Annotated in this window: 18 protein-coding genes; 12 read left to right on the plus strand and 6 right to left on the minus strand. The window is 63.9% G+C overall.

Annotation, left to right across the window (positions count from 1 at the left end; all coding sequences use genetic code 11):
- Positions 1-18: 18 nt before the first annotated feature.
- Complete coding sequence (locus AC1DN0_RS29250; RefSeq protein ID WP_477146202.1) at positions 19-372, minus strand: YciI family protein; 354 nt, start codon at positions 370-372, stop codon at positions 19-21.
- 217 nt (positions 373-589) lie between these two features.
- On the opposite strand from AC1DN0_RS29250, the gene AC1DN0_RS29255 reads away from it, so the two are divergent.
- The 5 genes from AC1DN0_RS29255 (at position 590) to AC1DN0_RS29275 (ending at position 5,211) form a co-directional block, all read left to right on the plus strand.
- The gene (locus AC1DN0_RS29255) at positions 590-2,107 is read left to right on the plus strand and encodes a DKNYY domain-containing protein (protein ID WP_441630297.1); all 1,518 of its coding nucleotides are present in this window, start codon (positions 590-592) and stop codon (positions 2,105-2,107) included.
- Between the two features lie 112 nt (positions 2,108-2,219).
- The gene (locus tag AC1DN0_RS29260) at positions 2,220-3,455 is read left to right on the plus strand and encodes a SpoIIE family protein phosphatase (RefSeq protein WP_441630299.1); all 1,236 of its coding nucleotides are present in this window, start codon (positions 2,220-2,222) and stop codon (positions 3,453-3,455) included.
- Between the two features lie 21 nt (positions 3,456-3,476).
- The gene (locus AC1DN0_RS29265; protein WP_441630301.1) at positions 3,477-4,046 is read left to right on the plus strand and encodes a SiaB family protein kinase; all 570 of its coding nucleotides are present in this window, start codon (positions 3,477-3,479) and stop codon (positions 4,044-4,046) included.
- A 30-nt stretch (positions 4,047-4,076) separates the two neighbouring features.
- Positions 4,077-4,466 (plus strand): DUF1987 domain-containing protein, encoded by a 390-nt coding sequence (locus tag AC1DN0_RS29270; protein WP_035870302.1) that lies wholly within the window; start codon positions 4,077-4,079, stop codon positions 4,464-4,466.
- Positions 4,467-4,473: 7 nt separating this feature from the next.
- Positions 4,474-5,211 carry a GGDEF domain-containing protein gene (locus AC1DN0_RS29275; protein WP_477146203.1) on the plus strand — a complete coding sequence of 246 codons (738 nt, stop codon included), beginning with the start codon at positions 4,474-4,476 and terminating at the stop codon, positions 5,209-5,211.
- A 25-nt stretch (positions 5,212-5,236) separates the two neighbouring features.
- Here AC1DN0_RS29275 and AC1DN0_RS29280 read toward each other — a convergent pair whose 3' ends face one another.
- From AC1DN0_RS29280 to AC1DN0_RS29290, 3 genes are all read right to left on the minus strand, one after another.
- On the minus strand, positions 5,237-6,187 hold the full coding sequence (locus AC1DN0_RS29280) for an ABC transporter substrate-binding protein (protein WP_441630305.1): 951 nt from the start codon (positions 6,185-6,187) through the stop codon (positions 5,237-5,239).
- A 20-nt stretch (positions 6,188-6,207) separates the two neighbouring features.
- Positions 6,208-7,305, minus strand: a complete 1,098-nt coding sequence (locus AC1DN0_RS29285) for an LLM class flavin-dependent oxidoreductase (RefSeq protein ID WP_477103914.1) — start codon at positions 7,303-7,305, stop codon at positions 6,208-6,210.
- 217 nt (positions 7,306-7,522) lie between these two features.
- Positions 7,523-7,912: a hypothetical protein gene (locus AC1DN0_RS29290; RefSeq protein WP_441630309.1), complete on the minus strand. Its 390-nt coding sequence runs from the start codon at positions 7,910-7,912 to the stop codon at positions 7,523-7,525.
- Between the two features lie 209 nt (positions 7,913-8,121).
- Between AC1DN0_RS29290 and AC1DN0_RS29295 the strand changes: the two genes are divergently transcribed.
- Positions 8,122-9,015: a hypothetical protein gene (locus tag AC1DN0_RS29295; RefSeq protein ID WP_441630311.1), complete on the plus strand. Its 894-nt coding sequence runs from the start codon at positions 8,122-8,124 to the stop codon at positions 9,013-9,015.
- A gap of 27 nt (positions 9,016-9,042) precedes the next feature.
- On the opposite strand, the gene AC1DN0_RS29300 is transcribed toward AC1DN0_RS29295, so the two are convergent.
- The gene (locus AC1DN0_RS29300) at positions 9,043-9,180 is read right to left on the minus strand and encodes a hypothetical protein (RefSeq protein WP_441630313.1); all 138 of its coding nucleotides are present in this window, start codon (positions 9,178-9,180) and stop codon (positions 9,043-9,045) included.
- Between the two features lie 386 nt (positions 9,181-9,566).
- On the opposite strand from AC1DN0_RS29300, the gene AC1DN0_RS29305 reads away from it, so the two are divergent.
- From AC1DN0_RS29305 to AC1DN0_RS29330, 6 genes are all read left to right on the plus strand, one after another.
- Positions 9,567-10,886, plus strand: a complete 1,320-nt coding sequence (locus AC1DN0_RS29305; protein WP_441630314.1) for a Rieske 2Fe-2S domain-containing protein — start codon at positions 9,567-9,569, stop codon at positions 10,884-10,886.
- Positions 10,887-10,940: 54 nt separating this feature from the next.
- Positions 10,941-11,930 (plus strand): substrate-binding domain-containing protein, encoded by a 990-nt coding sequence (locus AC1DN0_RS29310; RefSeq protein WP_441630316.1) that lies wholly within the window; start codon positions 10,941-10,943, stop codon positions 11,928-11,930.
- Positions 11,931-12,026: 96 nt separating this feature from the next.
- Positions 12,027-13,001 (plus strand): PDR/VanB family oxidoreductase, encoded by a 975-nt coding sequence (locus AC1DN0_RS29315; RefSeq protein ID WP_477103917.1) that lies wholly within the window; start codon positions 12,027-12,029, stop codon positions 12,999-13,001.
- On the plus strand, positions 12,998-14,197 hold the full coding sequence (locus tag AC1DN0_RS29320; RefSeq protein WP_441630320.1) for a Gfo/Idh/MocA family protein: 1,200 nt from the start codon (positions 12,998-13,000) through the stop codon (positions 14,195-14,197). The genes AC1DN0_RS29315 and AC1DN0_RS29320 overlap by 4 nt, the downstream gene beginning before the upstream one ends.
- 29 nt (positions 14,198-14,226) lie before the next feature.
- Positions 14,227-15,231, plus strand: a complete 1,005-nt coding sequence (locus tag AC1DN0_RS29325) for a Bug family tripartite tricarboxylate transporter substrate binding protein (RefSeq protein ID WP_441630322.1) — start codon at positions 14,227-14,229, stop codon at positions 15,229-15,231.
- 152 nt (positions 15,232-15,383) lie between these two features.
- The gene (locus tag AC1DN0_RS29330) at positions 15,384-15,881 is read left to right on the plus strand and encodes a MarR family winged helix-turn-helix transcriptional regulator (RefSeq protein ID WP_035870275.1); all 498 of its coding nucleotides are present in this window, start codon (positions 15,384-15,386) and stop codon (positions 15,879-15,881) included.
- 292 nt (positions 15,882-16,173) lie between these two features.
- Here the strand turns inward: AC1DN0_RS29330 and AC1DN0_RS29335 are convergent, their stop codons facing one another.
- Positions 16,174-17,163, minus strand: coding sequence for a Bug family tripartite tricarboxylate transporter substrate binding protein (locus AC1DN0_RS29335; RefSeq protein ID WP_441630325.1), 990 nt, complete (start codon positions 17,161-17,163; stop codon positions 16,174-16,176).
- Positions 17,164-17,200 lie beyond the last annotated feature (37 nt).

Below are 17,200 nucleotides of genomic sequence, written 5' to 3' on the forward strand. Positions count from 1 at the left end.
CGCGGTCCCCCTGCGGCCTTACATGAAGCAAGGGCCAACCTCGCGGACTTCCACGGTGCACCACGCCGCGGCGGGGCATTCGGCGGCGATGGYGATGGCTTCGTCCTGCGTGGCGCAGTCGATCAGGAAGTAGCCGCCGATCATTTCCTTGGCCTCGGCGAACGGGCCGTCAAGCAGGTCGCGCCGCCCCTCCCTCACCTGCACGCGCACACCGTTGGTTTCCGAGGTGAGGGAGTTGACGCCCAGCAGCGCCCCGCGCGCATTCAGGCCTTCGGCAAAGCGCTGCATGCTGGCGTAGGCTTCGCGCCCCTGTTCCGGGGTGCGCCCGGCGCGCTGGCCAATCGGCTCGACGATGAGCAGCATGTACGGCATAAGGTCTCCAGTTCGTCCAATTCATTGATGGGTTTTGCTTACCGCCCCACATCCTGCACGCCTCTGCCGCCGGCCGCAAGCGGCCGGCGCGTTACATATGGGCGGGGAAAATTTCTGGCCGTTAATTGCAATAATGAAAAGCGGAGAACATTGGCCTGTGCGGGATTACCACTTACCATGTCGACCTTGCTCCACTCGGCATTCAGGACGGCCTTTCATGACTGCATCGCGCCAGCCAACCAACCATCCTTCGTACTTCATCGAAGGCGATACCGTGATCTGGTCATACAACGACCGGCCGCTCTGGGGGAAGGACGGCAACCCGCTGCCCATCGCCCGCCCGCAGGCATTTCGCTGCATCGACGGACGCTGGTTCACCGACGGCGAGCACGTCATCGTGCAGGCCCAGCAAGGCAGCGGCACGGCCTGGTACTACTTCTACCGGATCGAAGACGCCGATCTAGCCACCTTCGAAGTCCTGAACGAGCGCTACGCCCGCGATGCGCGCCAGGCATACATCATTACCGGCAAGACCATCCGCACCCGCAGCCCGCAGGCCTTCCGGCCGCTCACCTACCAGGGCTGGCACTGGCCAGAGAGCGGCCCGCTGCAGCCGGTGGCCTGCACGCATGCTTATTACGCGGTGGACGCAGAGTCGGCCTACTTCAACGGCAAGCGCGTGATCGGCGCCGACGGCGCCACCGTAGTGGGCCTCCCGGGCAACTACATTGCGGATGCCGGGCATGTCTACTACTTCGGCCAGCGCATCGATGCCGACCGCGCCAGCCTGGTGGTGGCGCCCAATGGCGACGGGCCGCTGCGCATGACCGACAAGACCGGCCCGATCGACGAAGGCAAGCGCAGGACCGCGCTCGACCAGGACGAGGTGGAGCGCTGGCGGGACTTCTTCACCGCTCTCCCCACGCTGCAGGATTACTGGTGGCACCGCCTGCAGGCGCCAGCCGCAGAAGCCACGCCAACGCGCGATGTGCGATACGACGGCCATCGCCTCACCGGGCTCGATCCGGACACCTTTGCCGCGCGGGAACTGCCCGTCGGCCACGGCCTTACCGGCGTGTTCTGTGGCGACGCGCACGGTATCCACTGGCTGCACCGGTACAGCGAAGGCTCATGCGAACTGACCCCGCTTTCCTCGCGACCGATATCCAGCTTGCAAGCGCTGGGGGACGGCTATCTCAGCGACGGCGCCAGCGTGTTCTACGCACCGAACCACTATGAAACGCCGCAAGCCCTGCGCAAGGTCGATCCCGCCGGCTTTACCGTGCTGCAGCACTCGTGGGCCCGGGATGCCAGCCGCGCCTTCCATCGCGGCAAGGCCAAAAAAGGCGTGAACCCCGATACCTTGCGCATCGCAGGCTGCTACGCGTGGGACGACGCACAGTTGTTCTGCGACGACAAGCCGCTCAAGGTCGACGCGCCGCACGATACGCTGCAGGTGCCCCACCCCGGCTTCCTGCTGGCCGGCGAGCAGCTCTTCTTCGGGCGCCGCCCGGTATCGGCCAGGCGCGTGCACCTGCCCACCCTCGAATTCCTCGACGCCGACTTCGCGCGCGACCGTAAGCACGCCTACATCGTCGGCTATGTGAACCTGGTGGCGATCGACGGCGCCGATCCGGCCACCTTCCGCGTGCTGGGAAAGGGCCGCGCCGCCGACTCGGCGCGTGAGTATGACGCGGCGGCACTAAAGGAAGCGAGCGCGCCGGCAACCGACTAACGGTGGCTAGCGACACTACATCCAGCAGGATGGGCCGCGCGCCACATGTCACGCAACCGTCATGCGCGCGCCATACAATCGGCGGCTTCCCAATAGTCCGAATGCCCTGGCGATGCCTGACGTTCCGGTTGACTCACACTTGGCTCGTTCCCGCTTTCGGCAGCCCTGTGCCGAGGATCTCTGCGTCACCACGCCATCGGTGACCACGGAGCAGAACAACCAGGAAGTGCTGGATGTGTTCGGCAAGCACCGGGACCTTGCCAGCCTGCCGGTGACCGAGAACGGCACGCCGATCGGCCTGATCAATCGCGCGATCTTCATGTCGCAGATGAGCAAGCCTTATCACCGGGAGCTGTATAACCGCAAGAGCTGCATCGCCTTCATGGACAAGGAGCCGCTGGTGGTCGATGCCGCGATGAGCATCGAGGCCCTGACCTTCAAGGCGGTGGAGTATGGCGAGAAGGCGCTTGCCGACGGCTTCATCATCGCGCGGGACGGCCGCTTCCTTGGCATCGGGCATGGCTTGCAGCTGATGCGCGTGGTCGCGGACATGCAGGCCGAGAAGAACCGCCAGATCATGCACAGCATCGACTACGCCAGCACCATCCAGCGTTCGATGCTGCGCCCCTCGCGCGAGGCGCTTGCCAAAACGCTTGGCGACGCCAGCCTGGTGTGGGAGCCACGCGATGTGGTCGGCGGGGATTTCTATCACTTTGCCGCCTTTGAAGACGGCTGGTTCGCCGCGCTGGCCGATTGCACCGGCCACGGCGTGCCGGGCGCGTTCCTGACCCTGATTTCCTCGTCCATCCTGATCCAGGCCATCGAGCAGCGCGGCCCGCGCGACCCCGGTGCGCTGCTGGCGGCGGTGAACCGTGGCATCAAGCAGATGCTGGGCCAGATCGATGGCGACGACGACACGCCCGGGTCCAATGACGGCATGGATGCGGCGTTCTTCTGGTTCGACAACGCTAGCCGGCGGCTCGCGTTCGCCGGTGCCAAGAGCGCCTTGTTCGTGCTGCAGCCCGGCGACGAAGAAGGCGAGATCCTGGACGGCGAGCGCATGGGCGTCGGCTATGTCGACACAGACCTGGACTTTGCGTGGCGGAACCGCGTGATCCAGACCCAGCCTGGCGGCGTGGTGTTCGTGACCACCGACGGGCTGATCGACCAGATCGGCGGCCCCAAGGAGATTGCCTTTGGCAAGCGCCGTATCCGCGAAGCGATCCGGGCAAGCCGGCATGCCTCGGCGGCTCAGATCAACCAGGCGGTGCTGGATCAGTATCGCGCATGGCAAGGCCATCATCGCCGCCGCGACGATCTCACTTTCTTCTGTTTTCGCGTTCAATAGTTCGCGTTCGATAGTCCAGATATGAACGGTAATTCGATTGACAACGAATATGGCCCATTCTTTGAAATGGCCAGGGAACGCAACGTGATCTTCTACTACGTCGGCTATTTCTCCCAGAACATCATCGCGGCGATGTCGGATGCGGTGCGGCTGCAACTGACGGTAAGCGGCGTGGACGGATCGACCCGGCGCAAGCTCTTCTCCTCGTTCGTGGAGATGGCGCAGAACATCGTCCATTACTCGTCCGATGCGCTGACCCCGCCCACGCAGGACAGCAACCAGCTGCGGCACGGCTCGGTCTGCATTTGCATGGTCGACGACCGCTACCGGCTGATGTGCTCCAACCCGGTGGCGGTCGCCAGGGTGGGACAACTGCGCGCCGCGCTGGAGCCGTTGCGCAGCATGACGCTGGACCAGATCAAGCAGGCGTACAAGGAAACCATGCGCGCGGAGGCGCCGGAAGGCAGCAAGGGCGCAGGCCTCGGTTTCCTGACGGTGGCCCGCGACGCCAGCGCGCCGCTGGAGTACAGCTTCCAGCCTATCGATACGGACCCGGTCTCGACCATGTTCTTCCTCACCGCAACCATCTGAACAATCTGAACGGGATCGAAAGGGAATCTGATGGAAAACCTGTTCATAGCCGCCACGCCGACCTCGCCCGAGGTGAGCTTCGATTTCAAGCAGCACACCCTCTCGCTCAGGGGCGAGTCCTATCCTGAGAATGCCGCCGTGTTCTACGGCGACGTGATTCTGCGCCTGCGCAAGTACCTGGCTGCGTGCGAGGATACGGAGGTCACCGTCCACGTTGCGCTGACGTACTTCAACAGCTCCAGCACCAAGGTGCTGTTCAGCATGTTCGATGCCATGAACGATGCGGCCGACAAGGGCAACCGGGTGACGTTGCACTGGTATCACGACGTGGACGATGACACCATCCTGGAATTCGGCCAGGACCTGCACGCCGATTTTCCGGCCATCGCATTCTTCGACCACGCCACGACGACAAGCTGAGCCGCGCATGACCGAGCCAGATCTTTTCGAGTCGGAAAACAGCGTCCTGGCCGGTGCCAGGGCGGTATTCGCCAATCCCGATGCCGGCGCCCAGGCGTACCGCGACACGCTCGGCGACCTGATTGGCCATTACGAACGGCTGATGCGCGAGACACGGCGCCTGATACGGCGCAGCGACCGCGAAGAGCTGGAAATGAACCGGCTCAACCACCGGCTGCAGGACCTGGCGCGCGAACTGGAGTTCCGCGCGACGCGGGATACGCTCACTGGCGCGCTGAACCGCGGCGCCATCATCGAGCGGGCCGGGACGTTGCTTGCCGGCGGCAGCCTGTCGMTGATCGTGCTCGACATCGACCAYTTCAAGCGGSTCAACGACACGCTTGGCCATCCGGTGGGCGACGCCGTGATTCGCGGTGTCGTCGACTGCCTGGAGCAAACCGTGCCGGACGGCGGGCTGATTGGCCGGGTGGGCGGCGAGGAGTTCGCCGCATTGCTGCCGGGGCGCACGCTCGACGCCGCGGTCAAGCTCGCGGAACGCATGCGGCTGCATATCGCCAACCACGCGTTTGCGCTGCCCCGGAGCCTGCAGGTGACGGCCAGTTTCGGCGTGAGCTGGAACCCGCCCGGCACCAGCTTCGAACAGGCCTATGCCCGCGCGGACGAGGCGCTGTACCAGGCCAAGCGCAGCGGCCGCAACCGGGTGGTCAGCCTGCGTGAATCCGATCTCGTGCTGCCRCTGCACTAGTCGCCAGCGGCGCGAGAATACCCGCTCAGGCAGCCAGCGGGAAGCTGGTGTCGAACGTCGTCCGTACATCCAGCCGCTGCTTGAGCAGCCCGGCCTTCAGGTAGAAATCCGCCGTGCGCTGCTGCTCGGCGATCAACTGCGCATCGATATTGCGCCATTGCGTATGGCGCCGTTCGAACTGCAGCCTCGCCGCCTCCGGCGGGATGCCGACGATGCGCGCCAGCGCGGCGGAAAAGCTGTCCACATGCTGGTACGACCACACTTGCGCGCGCACCACGCGCTGCAGGAAATCGCGCAGCACTTCACGCTTGGCAGCCAGCGCGCTGTCCGTCACCGCCAGGTAGCTCAGCCCCGACCACAGCCCGCGTCCGCTGACCAGCACGCGTGCGTGGCCGCTGGTCTCGGCCAGCGCGGTGTAGGGCTCCCAGGTGGCCCACGCATCGACCGAGCCGTTGACCAGGGCAAGCTTGGCGTCCGCAGGCGGCAGGAAGCGCAGGCTGGCATCCTCTGGCTTGAGCCCGGCCGATTCCAGCGCCTTCAGGGCGACGAAATGGCCGATGGAGCCACGATTGGTGCCGATGCTCTTGCCGCGCAGGTCCGCCGCCGTCTTGAGTGGCGAATCGGCGCGCACCAGCACGGCGGTGCCGAACGGGTCCGAGCGGTTGGCGCCGATGATCTTGATGGGCGTGCCGGCGGCCAGCGCGAAAATGGCGGGCGCGTCGCCGATCGGGCCGGAATCCACGGCGCCCGCATTGAGCGCTTCGGCCAATGGCGCGGCGGCCGGAAACTCCGTCCACTGGATGTCGTAGGCGAGGCCCTTCAGCTCGCCGGCGCTTTCCAGCAGCGCCCGCAAGCCGCCCTTCTGGTCGCCGGCCTTGAGCACGGGCCGCCCCTGGGCGGAAACGGAAAACGGCAAGGCGCCGCTCGCGGCAGCCGCCGCGCCGTAGCGCAGGAATTGTCTTCGTGATGTCGTCATGGTGCCGCTCGTCATCCCCTTCAGGCCGCCTTGCGGCCGGCGCCGGTGGCGGCACCGCGCTGCGCCACCAGTTCGCGCACGCGCGGAATCAACTCGCGGCCATAGTCCACGGCATCCTCCAGCGGATCGAAGCCGCGGATCAGGAACGTGGTCACACCAAGGTCGTAATAGTCCAGCAGTGCATCGGCTACCTGCTCCGGCGTGCCGACCAGTGCCGTGGAGTTGGAGCGCGCGCCGGTCAGCCTGGCGATCTCCGTCCACAGGCGCTTGTCCACGCGCGGGCCCTTGTCGGCGGCGGCCAGCAGGCGGCGCGCGCCTTCGCTTTGCTGCGGGCCGCCCTGCTCCAGGCCGGCCGCCGCGCGCAGGCGGCGCGTTTCTTCGAGGATGGCATTGGCGCGGGCCCATGCCGCCGTCTCGGTTTCCGCCAGGATCGGCCGGAACGAGACCGAGAAGCGCACCTGCCGCCCATGCCTGGCGGCTTCGGCGCGCACCCGCGTGGTGATGTCGCGGACCTGGTCGAGCGATTCGCCCCACAGTGCGTAGACATCGGCATGACGTCCGGCAACTTCAATCGCCGCGTCCGAAGCACCGCCGAAGAAGATCGGCACATGCGGCTTCTGGGCCGGCTTCACTTCCGAGAAGCCCTGGGTAAAGCGGTAATACGTGCCTTCGTGGTCAAACGGCTTGTCCTCCGTCCAGACGCGCCGCAGGATGCCTAGGTATTCATCGGTACGCGCATAGCGCTCGTCGTGGCCGAGGAAATCGCCGTCGCGCCGCTGCTCCGAATCCGAGCCGCCGGAGATGAAATGCACGCCCAGCCGGCCGCCGCTGAACTGGTCGAGCGAAGCAATCTGCCTGGCCGCCAGCGTGGGAGCGGTAAAGCCCGGACGATGCGCCAGCATGAAATGCACCCGCTCGGTCACGGCTGCCGCGTAGGCGATGGTGAGTGTGGCGGAAGGGCCGGTGGAGTGATGCGGCACCAGCACGCGGTCGAAACCGGCGTTCTCATGCGCTTGCGCAAACGCCCGCACATAGTCGCGATCCACCGCCGGGCCGCTGGCCGGATGGATTTCCGACTGCTTCTGGCTCTGGATCATGCCAATGATTTCCACGCTCATCGTAGGCTCCTGTTCCTGGTTCTCGGTAACGCCGCGGCGCCGGGATGAAAGGCGCCATGCGGCTGGAACATGAACTTACCCCGTGGCGGTTCAATCCTTAAGGAATAAGAACGCGTGTCGATATGCGGTTTTGCGCGGGAGCCCGGGCGCGGTACCGGGCGGCGCCTGCGCGGTTGGCATCGAAGCCGCCGAAGGCTGTCTCTGCGCGGCCGCGCGATCAGCCGGCAGCAGCGCTCTTCAAGCCGTCCGACACACCTTGCGCCGAGTCTTTGCACCACTGCCTGGCGCCGAGCGGGCTGCCTTCAATCCCTTCTTCCTTGCCGTCGGACAGCCTCACCTTGCCGCGCAAACCCGCAGCCTCGCTGGCATCGCCCCCGCTCGTGTCGACGCCGGGAAGCCCCGCCATCAAAGCCACCATCTTCCTGGCGTTCTTGATGCTGTCCGCTTTCAGGAAGCCCTTTCCGACACAGTAGCTGGTGAGGCCAGCGACGTTGCGGGACATCTCATACATACCCTTGAGCACAGCCGGGTCCGCCTGTGCGTGAGCCGGTGCGGAAAGCCCGATCGTGCCGGCGGCCATCAGGAATACTGAAATCTTCTTGTTCATATCTCGCTATGCATCCATTCAAATGCAGGGTTATTCGATCCACCTGTCGTCGTCGCCGCCACCGTCATCCGTGGCCGGCTTCAACTACCCGGCATTACCAAGTATACTTTTAATCACATGAGGCTTCGCAGCCTTCCGTCAAAACGGGCGCTCCGGCGTCCGTTTTACTTGTTACCCGGCCTGACATCGTTACTTTTTCCGCTCACCGCATGACTCTTCGATTTCGTCCCGCCCACTGCGCCGCACTGGCTTTGCTGCTCTCCACCCTCGGCGCCGCGCCCTATGCCCTGGCCGCCGATGCCGTCCTGGTCCTGGACACCAGCCCCAGGGAAACGAGGGATGCCCCCGCGCTGGATCTCGCCGTGACCCGGTTTGCGGGCAACGCGTCCGGTACCTACTACTGGGAGGATGGCTTGCTGGCCGAGCAGATCCTGTCCGGACTGCAGTCGCGCACCAACCGGGCCGAACAGGAACTCCCCGACGGCCAGCGCCTGTTGTCGTCGCGCCGCCAGTTGTCGGACGGCGCCGAACGCGCGGCCGTGCTGGTGGACGGGCGCGGCGACGTGCTGGCCGCGGCGCTGGTGCACCGCGAGTGCGGCAAGAACGGCTGCCAGGACGACGAGCACGGCCTGCTGTCGGTCTTCCTGCGGCCCGGCTTCGATCGCGCCAAGGCACAACCGCTGGTGACGTGGAGCCAGGACGTGCCCGAAGACCTGCAGACCGACGGCGGCGAGAAGATCGCCAAGGTGGAGACCATCACGCTGGATGCCGGCAACACGACGGCCAAGCCGATCAGGCTCACCAAGGGATTCTCGCCGCAAGTGCCGCTGTACCCGCGGGCAATCGTCCATCGCACCGCGCAGGATGCCTTGAGCAACGCCAAGGCCAGGCGCGTGCTCAGGCTGCAAACCACCGACAGCATCGAGCAGGTGCTGGCCTTCTACAAGCAACTGACGCCGCCGCTGCAGGATGCCGTGTCCGACCTGGATGGCAATACCGGCTTCATGGCAGGCAAGCGCAAGGGGGTGGCGTTCACCGTCAACCTGAAGCAGAACAAGCACTTCCCGACCATCACCAACATGGAGGTCGAGATCAGCGAATGATCCGGCTGCCGGGCGGCGAGGGACCCATCACATGCCGTTGTCGCCTTCCACCTTGCCGATCGAGGTCTTGATCCTGCCGGCGACAGCGGTGCGCAAGCCCTTGACGGAGTAGGCCTGCGCTTGCGCATCCTCCTCCGGCTTGCACACCCACAGTTGCGCGAACAATCCGTCCTTGGCGGAGTAGCCGCCGAACCAACCAGGCGGCCGATGTACCAGCGGTGCCCGACCCGGACGGGCATGTCGGGCATCTCGCCCGCGATATTTGTGCCTCCCGCGCCATGCCAGACGCGCCCGCTCGCGTGACGGCTCCCCATTACCCTATCCTTCGCCCCCCCATCCGCTCGGCCGATGCCGGCTTTCGCATAAGCCCGCCGAGCCCGCACCCCTGAAAATATACTTATGCCACTAAGTATATTCCCTTGGTTTTCGTTCTGCCTTCTTGCCATCGCCGCCCCACCTCATTATGCTTAGTCAACTAAGTTTTATTAACCAAAACAACCGATGTGCACGACCGACCCTACCCGGGAGACGTCCGCCAGGAGTGCCCAGAAATGATCACCAAAGAAGACAACGAACTGCTGTGCCGCGTCGAAGGCGACGCGCCGATGGGACAACTGATGCGCCGGCACTGGACTCCGGTATGCCTGATCGAGGAGGTTTCGGAACCTGACGGTGCGCCCGTGAAATCTCGCGTATTCGGCGAAGACCTGGTGGTATTCCGCGACAGCGATGGTCGGGTCGGCGTGATGGACGAATACTGCCCGCACCGCCGCGCCTCTCTGGTCTACGGGCGCAACGAAGAAGGTGGATTGCGCTGCCTCTACCACGGCTGGAAGATGGACGTCGCGGGCAACGTACTGGAGATGGTTTCGGAGCCCCCCTCGAGCTGCATGGCTCAGAAGGTCAAGCACAAGGCGTATCCCAACAAGGAATGGGGCGGGATGGTATGGGCCTATATGGGCCCGGCCGATTCGGTACCGGAATTCACGCCGCCACAATGGGCGCCGAGCGAAGAGACCCGGGTGAGCATTGCCAAGGTGCTCCTGCCATGCAACTGGGCACAAGTGCTCGAGGGAGCGATCGATTCGGCCCACAGCTCCAGCCTGCACAGCTCCGATATGGTTCCGGCACGGGTGAGCAGCGCAAAGGCCACCTCGAACCTCTGGCTCCGTCCCTCGACCGACAAGGCGCCGCGCTTGCAGGTGCAGCGCGGCGGCTACGGATTCCGCTATGCAGCCATTCGCCGGCCCATCCAGCAGGCGCAGACCCACGACTACGTCCGCTCGACCGTGTTCGTTGCCCCCGCGACGGCATTGATTCCTCCAAACAATCTCTACAACGTCGCCAACGTCAACGTCCCGATGGATGACACGAACACGGCGTTCTACTTTATCGCCTGGGGCCATCCTGCGCAGACACCCGAGACCGAATCCTGGCGCAAGTTCCTCCGCCAGACCGTGGGCGTCGACCTGGACCCGTCCTACCGGCCGCTGCGTAATATGGAGAACCGCTTCTGGCAGGATCGCCAGGCCATGAAGGCTGGCAACTTCACCGGCATCTCAGGCTTTCCCAATCAGGACGTGGCAATGTGGCTGACCATGGGGCCGATTGCTGACCGAACCCATGACCGGCTCGGTGCCAGCGATCTCGCCATCGTCGAGTTCCGCAAGCAGATGCTGGATGCCGTCAAGGCCTTTCAGGAAGGCGGCGAGGCGATCGGCACCGGCACCAACGCGGTTCCCGCCGACGTCTGCGCGTTCCAGGCCGTCGTGCCGAAGTCGGACGACTGGCGGACCTTCGCTGTCTCCTACGTATGGGCCGATGGCCAGGACCGGCCGGAGTTCGAGCCCTCTTACTCGATCACGGCGTAGGACGCTCCCGGCGCCTTTCCATTCATCAGACCCAGCCCCCGGAGCCATCGCACGATGACAAAACTACGCCTTTCCGTCGCCATGGGCGACTATGACCGCACCCGCGCCCTGCTCGATGGCCGCATCCAGATCGACGGCGTCGATCCGGTCTACATGACCCTCACCCCCGAGGAGATGTTCTTCCGCGCGATGCGCAGCCAGGACTTCGATATCACGGAGCTTTCCTTCTCGAGCTATCTGGTCAAGCACTCGCGTGGCGACTGCCCGTACATCGCCGTCCCCGTCTTTCTCTCCCGTGCTTTCCGCCATACGTCTATCTATGTCCGCAAGGACCGCATCAAGCGGCCCGAAGACCTGAAAGGCTGCCGCATCGGCATCCCCGAATACCAGCTCACCGCGCTCGTATGGGCGCGAGCGATCCTCCAGGACGAGTACGGGGTCCACCCGTCCGACGTCACGTGGGTGCGCGGCGGCATCGATACGCCGGGCCGCCCGGAGAAGATCAAGCTCCAGTTGCCGCCCGACGTTCGCGTCGAGCCCGCGCCGGAAGGACGCACGATCTCGGACATGCTCGACCGCGGCGAGATCGACGGCTTTATCGCGCCCCGGCCGCCTGGCGCCACGGCATTGCGCAACGAGAACATTGCCTGGCTGTTCGATGATCCCACCGCGGAAGCCAAGGACTATTTCCGTCGCACGGGTGTCTTTCCGATCATGCACGTGGTTGGCGTCCGGAAGACCCTGGCGCAAGCCCATCCCTGGCTTCCCGGCGCGGTGTTCAAGGCGTTCAACCAGTCCAAGGCCCACGCACTCGAACAGCTGTCCGACACGTCGGCGACAAAAGTGACCATGCCCTTTGTCGAAGAGATGCTGAAGGGCGCGCGCGAGACGCTCGGCGAAGACTACTGGTCCTACGGTGTTCAAGCGAACCGCCGGACCCTGGAAACCTTCGTACGGCATCACCATGGCCAAGGACTGTCCGAGCGCCCGGTCCCGGTGGAAGACATCTTTCACCCGTCCACCTACGAGTCATACAGCATTTGACAAGATCGCGCGCGCGGATGCATCGGGGGAGTGGACCGGGAATCGCTGCGCGCCATCGACCTGTCAATGCGGTTCGACGCCTGAAATGAGAGATTTATGACGACCATCACACAGCCCCTCGCCGATACGCGGATGCTCTTGCGTATCGCCCGCATCCATGACCCGGCGGAAGGGATCCGCAGCTTCGAGCTCGTGCAGCCCGATGGCACCGACCTGCCTCCTTTCACGCCAGGCTCGCATATCAAGGTGCAGACGCCCAACGGCCTGCCGAGGAAGTACTCGCTGTGCAACGACCCCGCGGAACGTCACCGTTACATCATCACCGTGAAGCGTGACGCCGACGGCCAGGGCGGCTCCGTGAGCCTTTGCGACGACGCCAGGGAAGGCGACCTGCTTCCCGTTGGCGTGCCGGAGAATGCATTCCCTCTCGTCGGCAATGCCAGGGCGTTCATCTTCATCGCCGGTGGCATCGGCATCACGCCCATCCTGTCGATGATCCGCAGCTTTGGGGAACTGTCGACGGCCAAGTGGAAGCTCTACTATTTCACGCGCTCACCGGAGACCACCGCGTTCCTGGATGCGTTGCAGGCACCCGAACTCCGGGGCAAGGTAACGATCCATCATGACTTCGGGGATCCCGACAAGGCATTCGACCTGTGGCCGGTGCTGGAGCAGCCGTGCGACACGCACGTCTACTGCTGCGGGCCGCGCGGGCTGATGAACGCCGTGCGTGACATGTCGGGTCACTGGCCCGCCACGAAGATCCACTTTGAGAGCTTCAACGAGGGAGGCGAGGTGCGCGTGGACGACAAGCCGTTCGATGTTGTGCTGAACAGTACCGGACAGCGCTTCGAGGTTCCGGTGGGCATGAGTATCCTGAATGTCCTGCGTCAGCATGGCTGCGAGGTCCCTTCTTCCTGCGAGAGCGGAACCTGCGGTACTTGCCGCACCACGCTGGTGGCGGGCGAGGCGGACCACCGTGACATGGTCCTGATGCCGGAGGAACTGGAAGGCCAGGTGATGATCTGCGTCTCGCGTGCGAGAAGCGCCGAACTCGTGATCGAGCTATGAAACGAAAACCTGACGGAAAGGTGCGCCTGGGCGTCGTCGGACTCGGCCGGGCATTCTCGCTCATGCTGCCCACCTTCCTCGCGGACGAGCGTGTGGTCCTCGCCGCCGCCTGCGACCCGCGTGACACCGCGCGCCGGCAGTTTGCGCGCGATTTCGGCGCCCCGGTGTACGAGGACCTGTCCGAGATGGCATGCTCGCCTGCCATCGATGCAGTCTACGTAGCCAGTCCACATCAGTTTCATGCCGCCCACGCATGCCTTGCCGCGGCGAATGGCAAGCACCTGCTGGTCGAAAAGCCGATGGCATTGTCGATGGCGGAGTGCGACCAGATGATCGAGGCGTGCGCTCGGGCCAACGTGCAAATGATCGTCGGGCATTGCCACAGCTTTGACTCGCCCTACCTGCACACGCGTCACCTGCTCGACTCGGGCCGCTTCGGCGCGGTGCGGATGATCCACGCCCTGAACTACACGGACTTTCTCTACCGGCCGCGGCGCCCGGAGGAACTTCAGACCGAGGCTGGCGGCGGAGTTGTCTTCAGCCAGGCGGCGCATCAGGTCGACGTGGTCCGCCTGCTCGCCGGTTCCCCGGCCAGTCGGGTCCGGGCGACGCTTGGCCAATGGGATCCATCCAGACCGACCGAAGGCGCCTATTCCGCCATGCTCTGGTTCGAGAACGGGAGTTATGCCTCCCTGACCTATAGCGGCTATGGCCGCTTCGACTCGGACCCGTGGAACGGCGGATTCACCGAAATGGGTTTCCCGGCCCACGAAGAGGACTACGGCAAGGCGCGGCGCAGGCTGGCCGGCATCGGCTCGGCCGAGGCGGAAACACGACTCAAGGCGGACGCCACCTACGGCGGGCCATCCTGGACATCGCCCGCCGGCGCGTCTCCCCCGCTCGCTCACCAGCACTTCGGGCCGGTCATCGTCAGCTGCGAGCATGCCGACATCCGCCCCATGCCAGACGGCATCTGGGTCTATGGCGATAGGGAACGGGAACACATCCCGCTGCCGGCACCGTCGGTGCCGCGTTTCGAGGTCATCGACGAACTGATTGACGCCGTCGTTCACGGACGGCGCCCAATCCACGGCGGACCCTGGGCAAAGGCCACGCTCGAAGTCTGCCTCGCGATGCTGTCTTCGGCGCGTGAGGCCCGGGACATCGAGTTGCCGCATCAGACTTACCCGACATAGCGGCGCACTATATAAAGAGAGGAGACACCATGAGACGCCCCCCCAACCATCTCGCACGGCGCAAGCTGTGCCGATGCCTATGCCTATGCCTGACGGCCGCCGCATTCGCCCCAACGGCGGCGCTGGCAGGCGCCGATTCCTGGCCTACCAAGGCGATCCGGCTGATCGTTCCCTATGCGCCGGGCGGTCTGCCCGACACCGTTGCCCGTATCCTGTCGCAGCAATTGACACAACGGCTGGGCAAGCCGTTCGTGGTCGAGAATCGTCCCGGCGCCAATGGCGTGGTAGCTGCGCAGGCGCTCAAGACGAGTCCCGCCGACGGCTATACCTTTCTGGTCACCGACGGGTCGATGATGACAATCAATCCTGCGATCTACAAGGATCTGTCCTATGAGCCCAAGCGCGATTTCGTGCCGGTCTCATTGGCGGCGAGATCTCCGCTGTTTCTAGCCGTCAATGCCCGTGTGCCGGCAAACTCGCTTCAATCATTCATTGCGCTTGCAAAGTCGAAGCCTGGCCAGCTCAACTACGGCTCGTCCGGCATAGGGAGCACGCATCAACTATCGATGGAAGCGCTGAAGGCCTCACTCAAGATCGATATCAGGCACATTCCCTTCCGCGGCTCCGGCCAATCCGTCCCGGCGCTGATCGGGGACCAGGTGCAAGTGGTGTTCGCCGCCTTGCCCTCGCTATCGGGCTTCGTGAAGTCTGGCCAGGTGAAGATCCTTGGCACCAACTCACTGCAGCGCTCCAAGCTCGCACCGCAGATTCCGGCGATCTCGGAAGTGGTGCCCGGGTACGACTACGCCGTGACCGTTGGCGTGCTCGCGGCGGCGGGAACGCCCGATGCCGTGGTGAAGCAGATGGCAGACGCCATCGCGAATGCCGTCAAGATGCCCGAAGTCATCGCGCAGTTGCACGTCGCTGGCATAGAGCCGGTGGGCGGGTCGAGCGCGGACTACGCCAAGGCACTCGGCGACGAGACAGCGCGCTATGCCGAAGCCATCAAGATGGCCCAGGTAGTCGCGGAGTAGCATGATCCTGCAGCGGATATCCGGCAATCACATCGCCGGTTCCGCTCGCGCGATCTCCACCTGCCGATCCGTGTCGGCGCAGCCCATTCCCGGCATGGTGTTAATATTAGGCTCATAAACAAATTCCTCTTGAAGAGCTTCCGGACCTTTCCATGCCGAGCAACACCAGAGATACCGAAATTGCCAGTCGCATGCTGCGGCACTGGCACGAAGCAGTCCCCAACGATCGGATGGCACATCTCGTCAAGGACGCAACGCGGGGATTCTTGCGAGCGCTGCAGACGAGGCTTGCCCGCCACGATGTGCAGTTGGGGCACTGGACCTTCCTGCGCATCCTATGGGAGCGCGACGGCCTGACGAAGCGCGAGCTCAGCATAGAGGCAGGCGTGATGGAACCCACCACGGTAGTCGCCCTCAAAGCCATGGAAAAACTGGGCTACGTCAGTCTCGAGCAGCGGCCCGACAACCGCAAGAATATCTACGTGTTCCTGACGCCTCTGGGCAGGAAGTTGAAGAAGCTGCTTGTTCCGCTTGCCGAAGAAGTCAACGCATTGGCACTGAATGGCATTCCAGCCAAGGAAGTGGAGACGACTCGCCGTGCGCTGCTCCTGATGATCAACAATCTCGGTGCCGATGCCCAGGCGGAGTAGCTCCGGCTGCCCGGATTTTGCCGCCGTGTAACCCGCATCAATTGCCATGATGCTGCCAATCACCGAGGCAGCGTCTGCCGAACTCAGCCAGGGGATGCCCGAAGCAATTTCCTCCGGCGTGCTGTATCGCCCTAGCGGATATCTCTCGCCGCCTTCTGAAGGTGCGGCGCCTAATCGTCCCCCGCCCTCCCCCGTCGACATCTGGGCGATCTGGCCCTTCACGCAAAACCACAGGCTTCGGACATTGACGTCCACGGTGCGATGGCAGATATCCTCATCCTCCTCCGGAAAATTACTGATCTATAACAACCTTGGAGCGATTTACCATCCCGCGCCAAGCCTCCATGTCCTGCCTCATTTGTGGCGCGAACGCATTACCATTAGTCCAATTTACAATAACGTCCATATCCTCCAGGTACTTTCTCTCGACCGGGTTGTCGAGGAATGCCTTGATAGCCCGGCTCAGACGGCCTGCAATTTCCGGCGGTACGTTCGCCGGGGCCAAAAAGGCATACCAGCCTCCCCCATAGCTCATCTCGTTGTGCCCTTGCTCGGCAAACGTCGGCACATTTGGCAGTGAGGCCACCCGCTTTTCGCCGATAACGGCAATGGGCGTGAGCTTGCCGGAGAGCAGGTAGCTCTTGGCAGCAAACACGGAAAACAATCCCATCTCAATCTGGCCACCAAGCAGATCGGTAAGGGCAGGAGACTCCCCTTTGTACAATACCCCGGTCATTCCCAGATCATTCTCCTTATTGAAAATCTCCAAAATCACCTGCGGTCCGGTTGACCCTGCGCCATAGCTCCAGCGCTTACCTCGAGCGGCTTTAACGAATTCATCGACATTCTTTATGCCCAAATCGGGACGAACCACAACAACCGTTGCGCTTAGTCCGATCCTGCCCAGAGGCGTGAAATCCTTCAGCGGATCATAGGCGACCTTCTTGAAATGAATTGGATTCTGGATATGAGCGGTCTGTGCGAGGAGAATCGTATAGCCGTCCGGTGGGGCCTTCGCAACGGCAAGGGTTCCGATGATCGTGCTGGCGCCGGGGCGATTCTCCACGACGATCTGCTGCCCAAGCTGTTCCGCCACGTTCTTTGCAAATCGGCGCGCGATAGCGTCTGCAACTCCGCCAGGGGCGACTGGCACCACGAGCTTGATTGGGTGATCCGGCCACGCCCCGCGTTGAGCCATTGCCGGCTTCTGCATCGATGCCAGCGCTGCAATGCTCAGCCCGCTCAAGATAAGACGGCGCTTCTTGCTGACAAGATCTTTCATTCTTTCTCCCCCTGATTGTGATGCGGGTCTCCTCGTC

The sequence above is a fragment of the Cupriavidus sp. 05N39 genome (assembly GCF_056397325.1).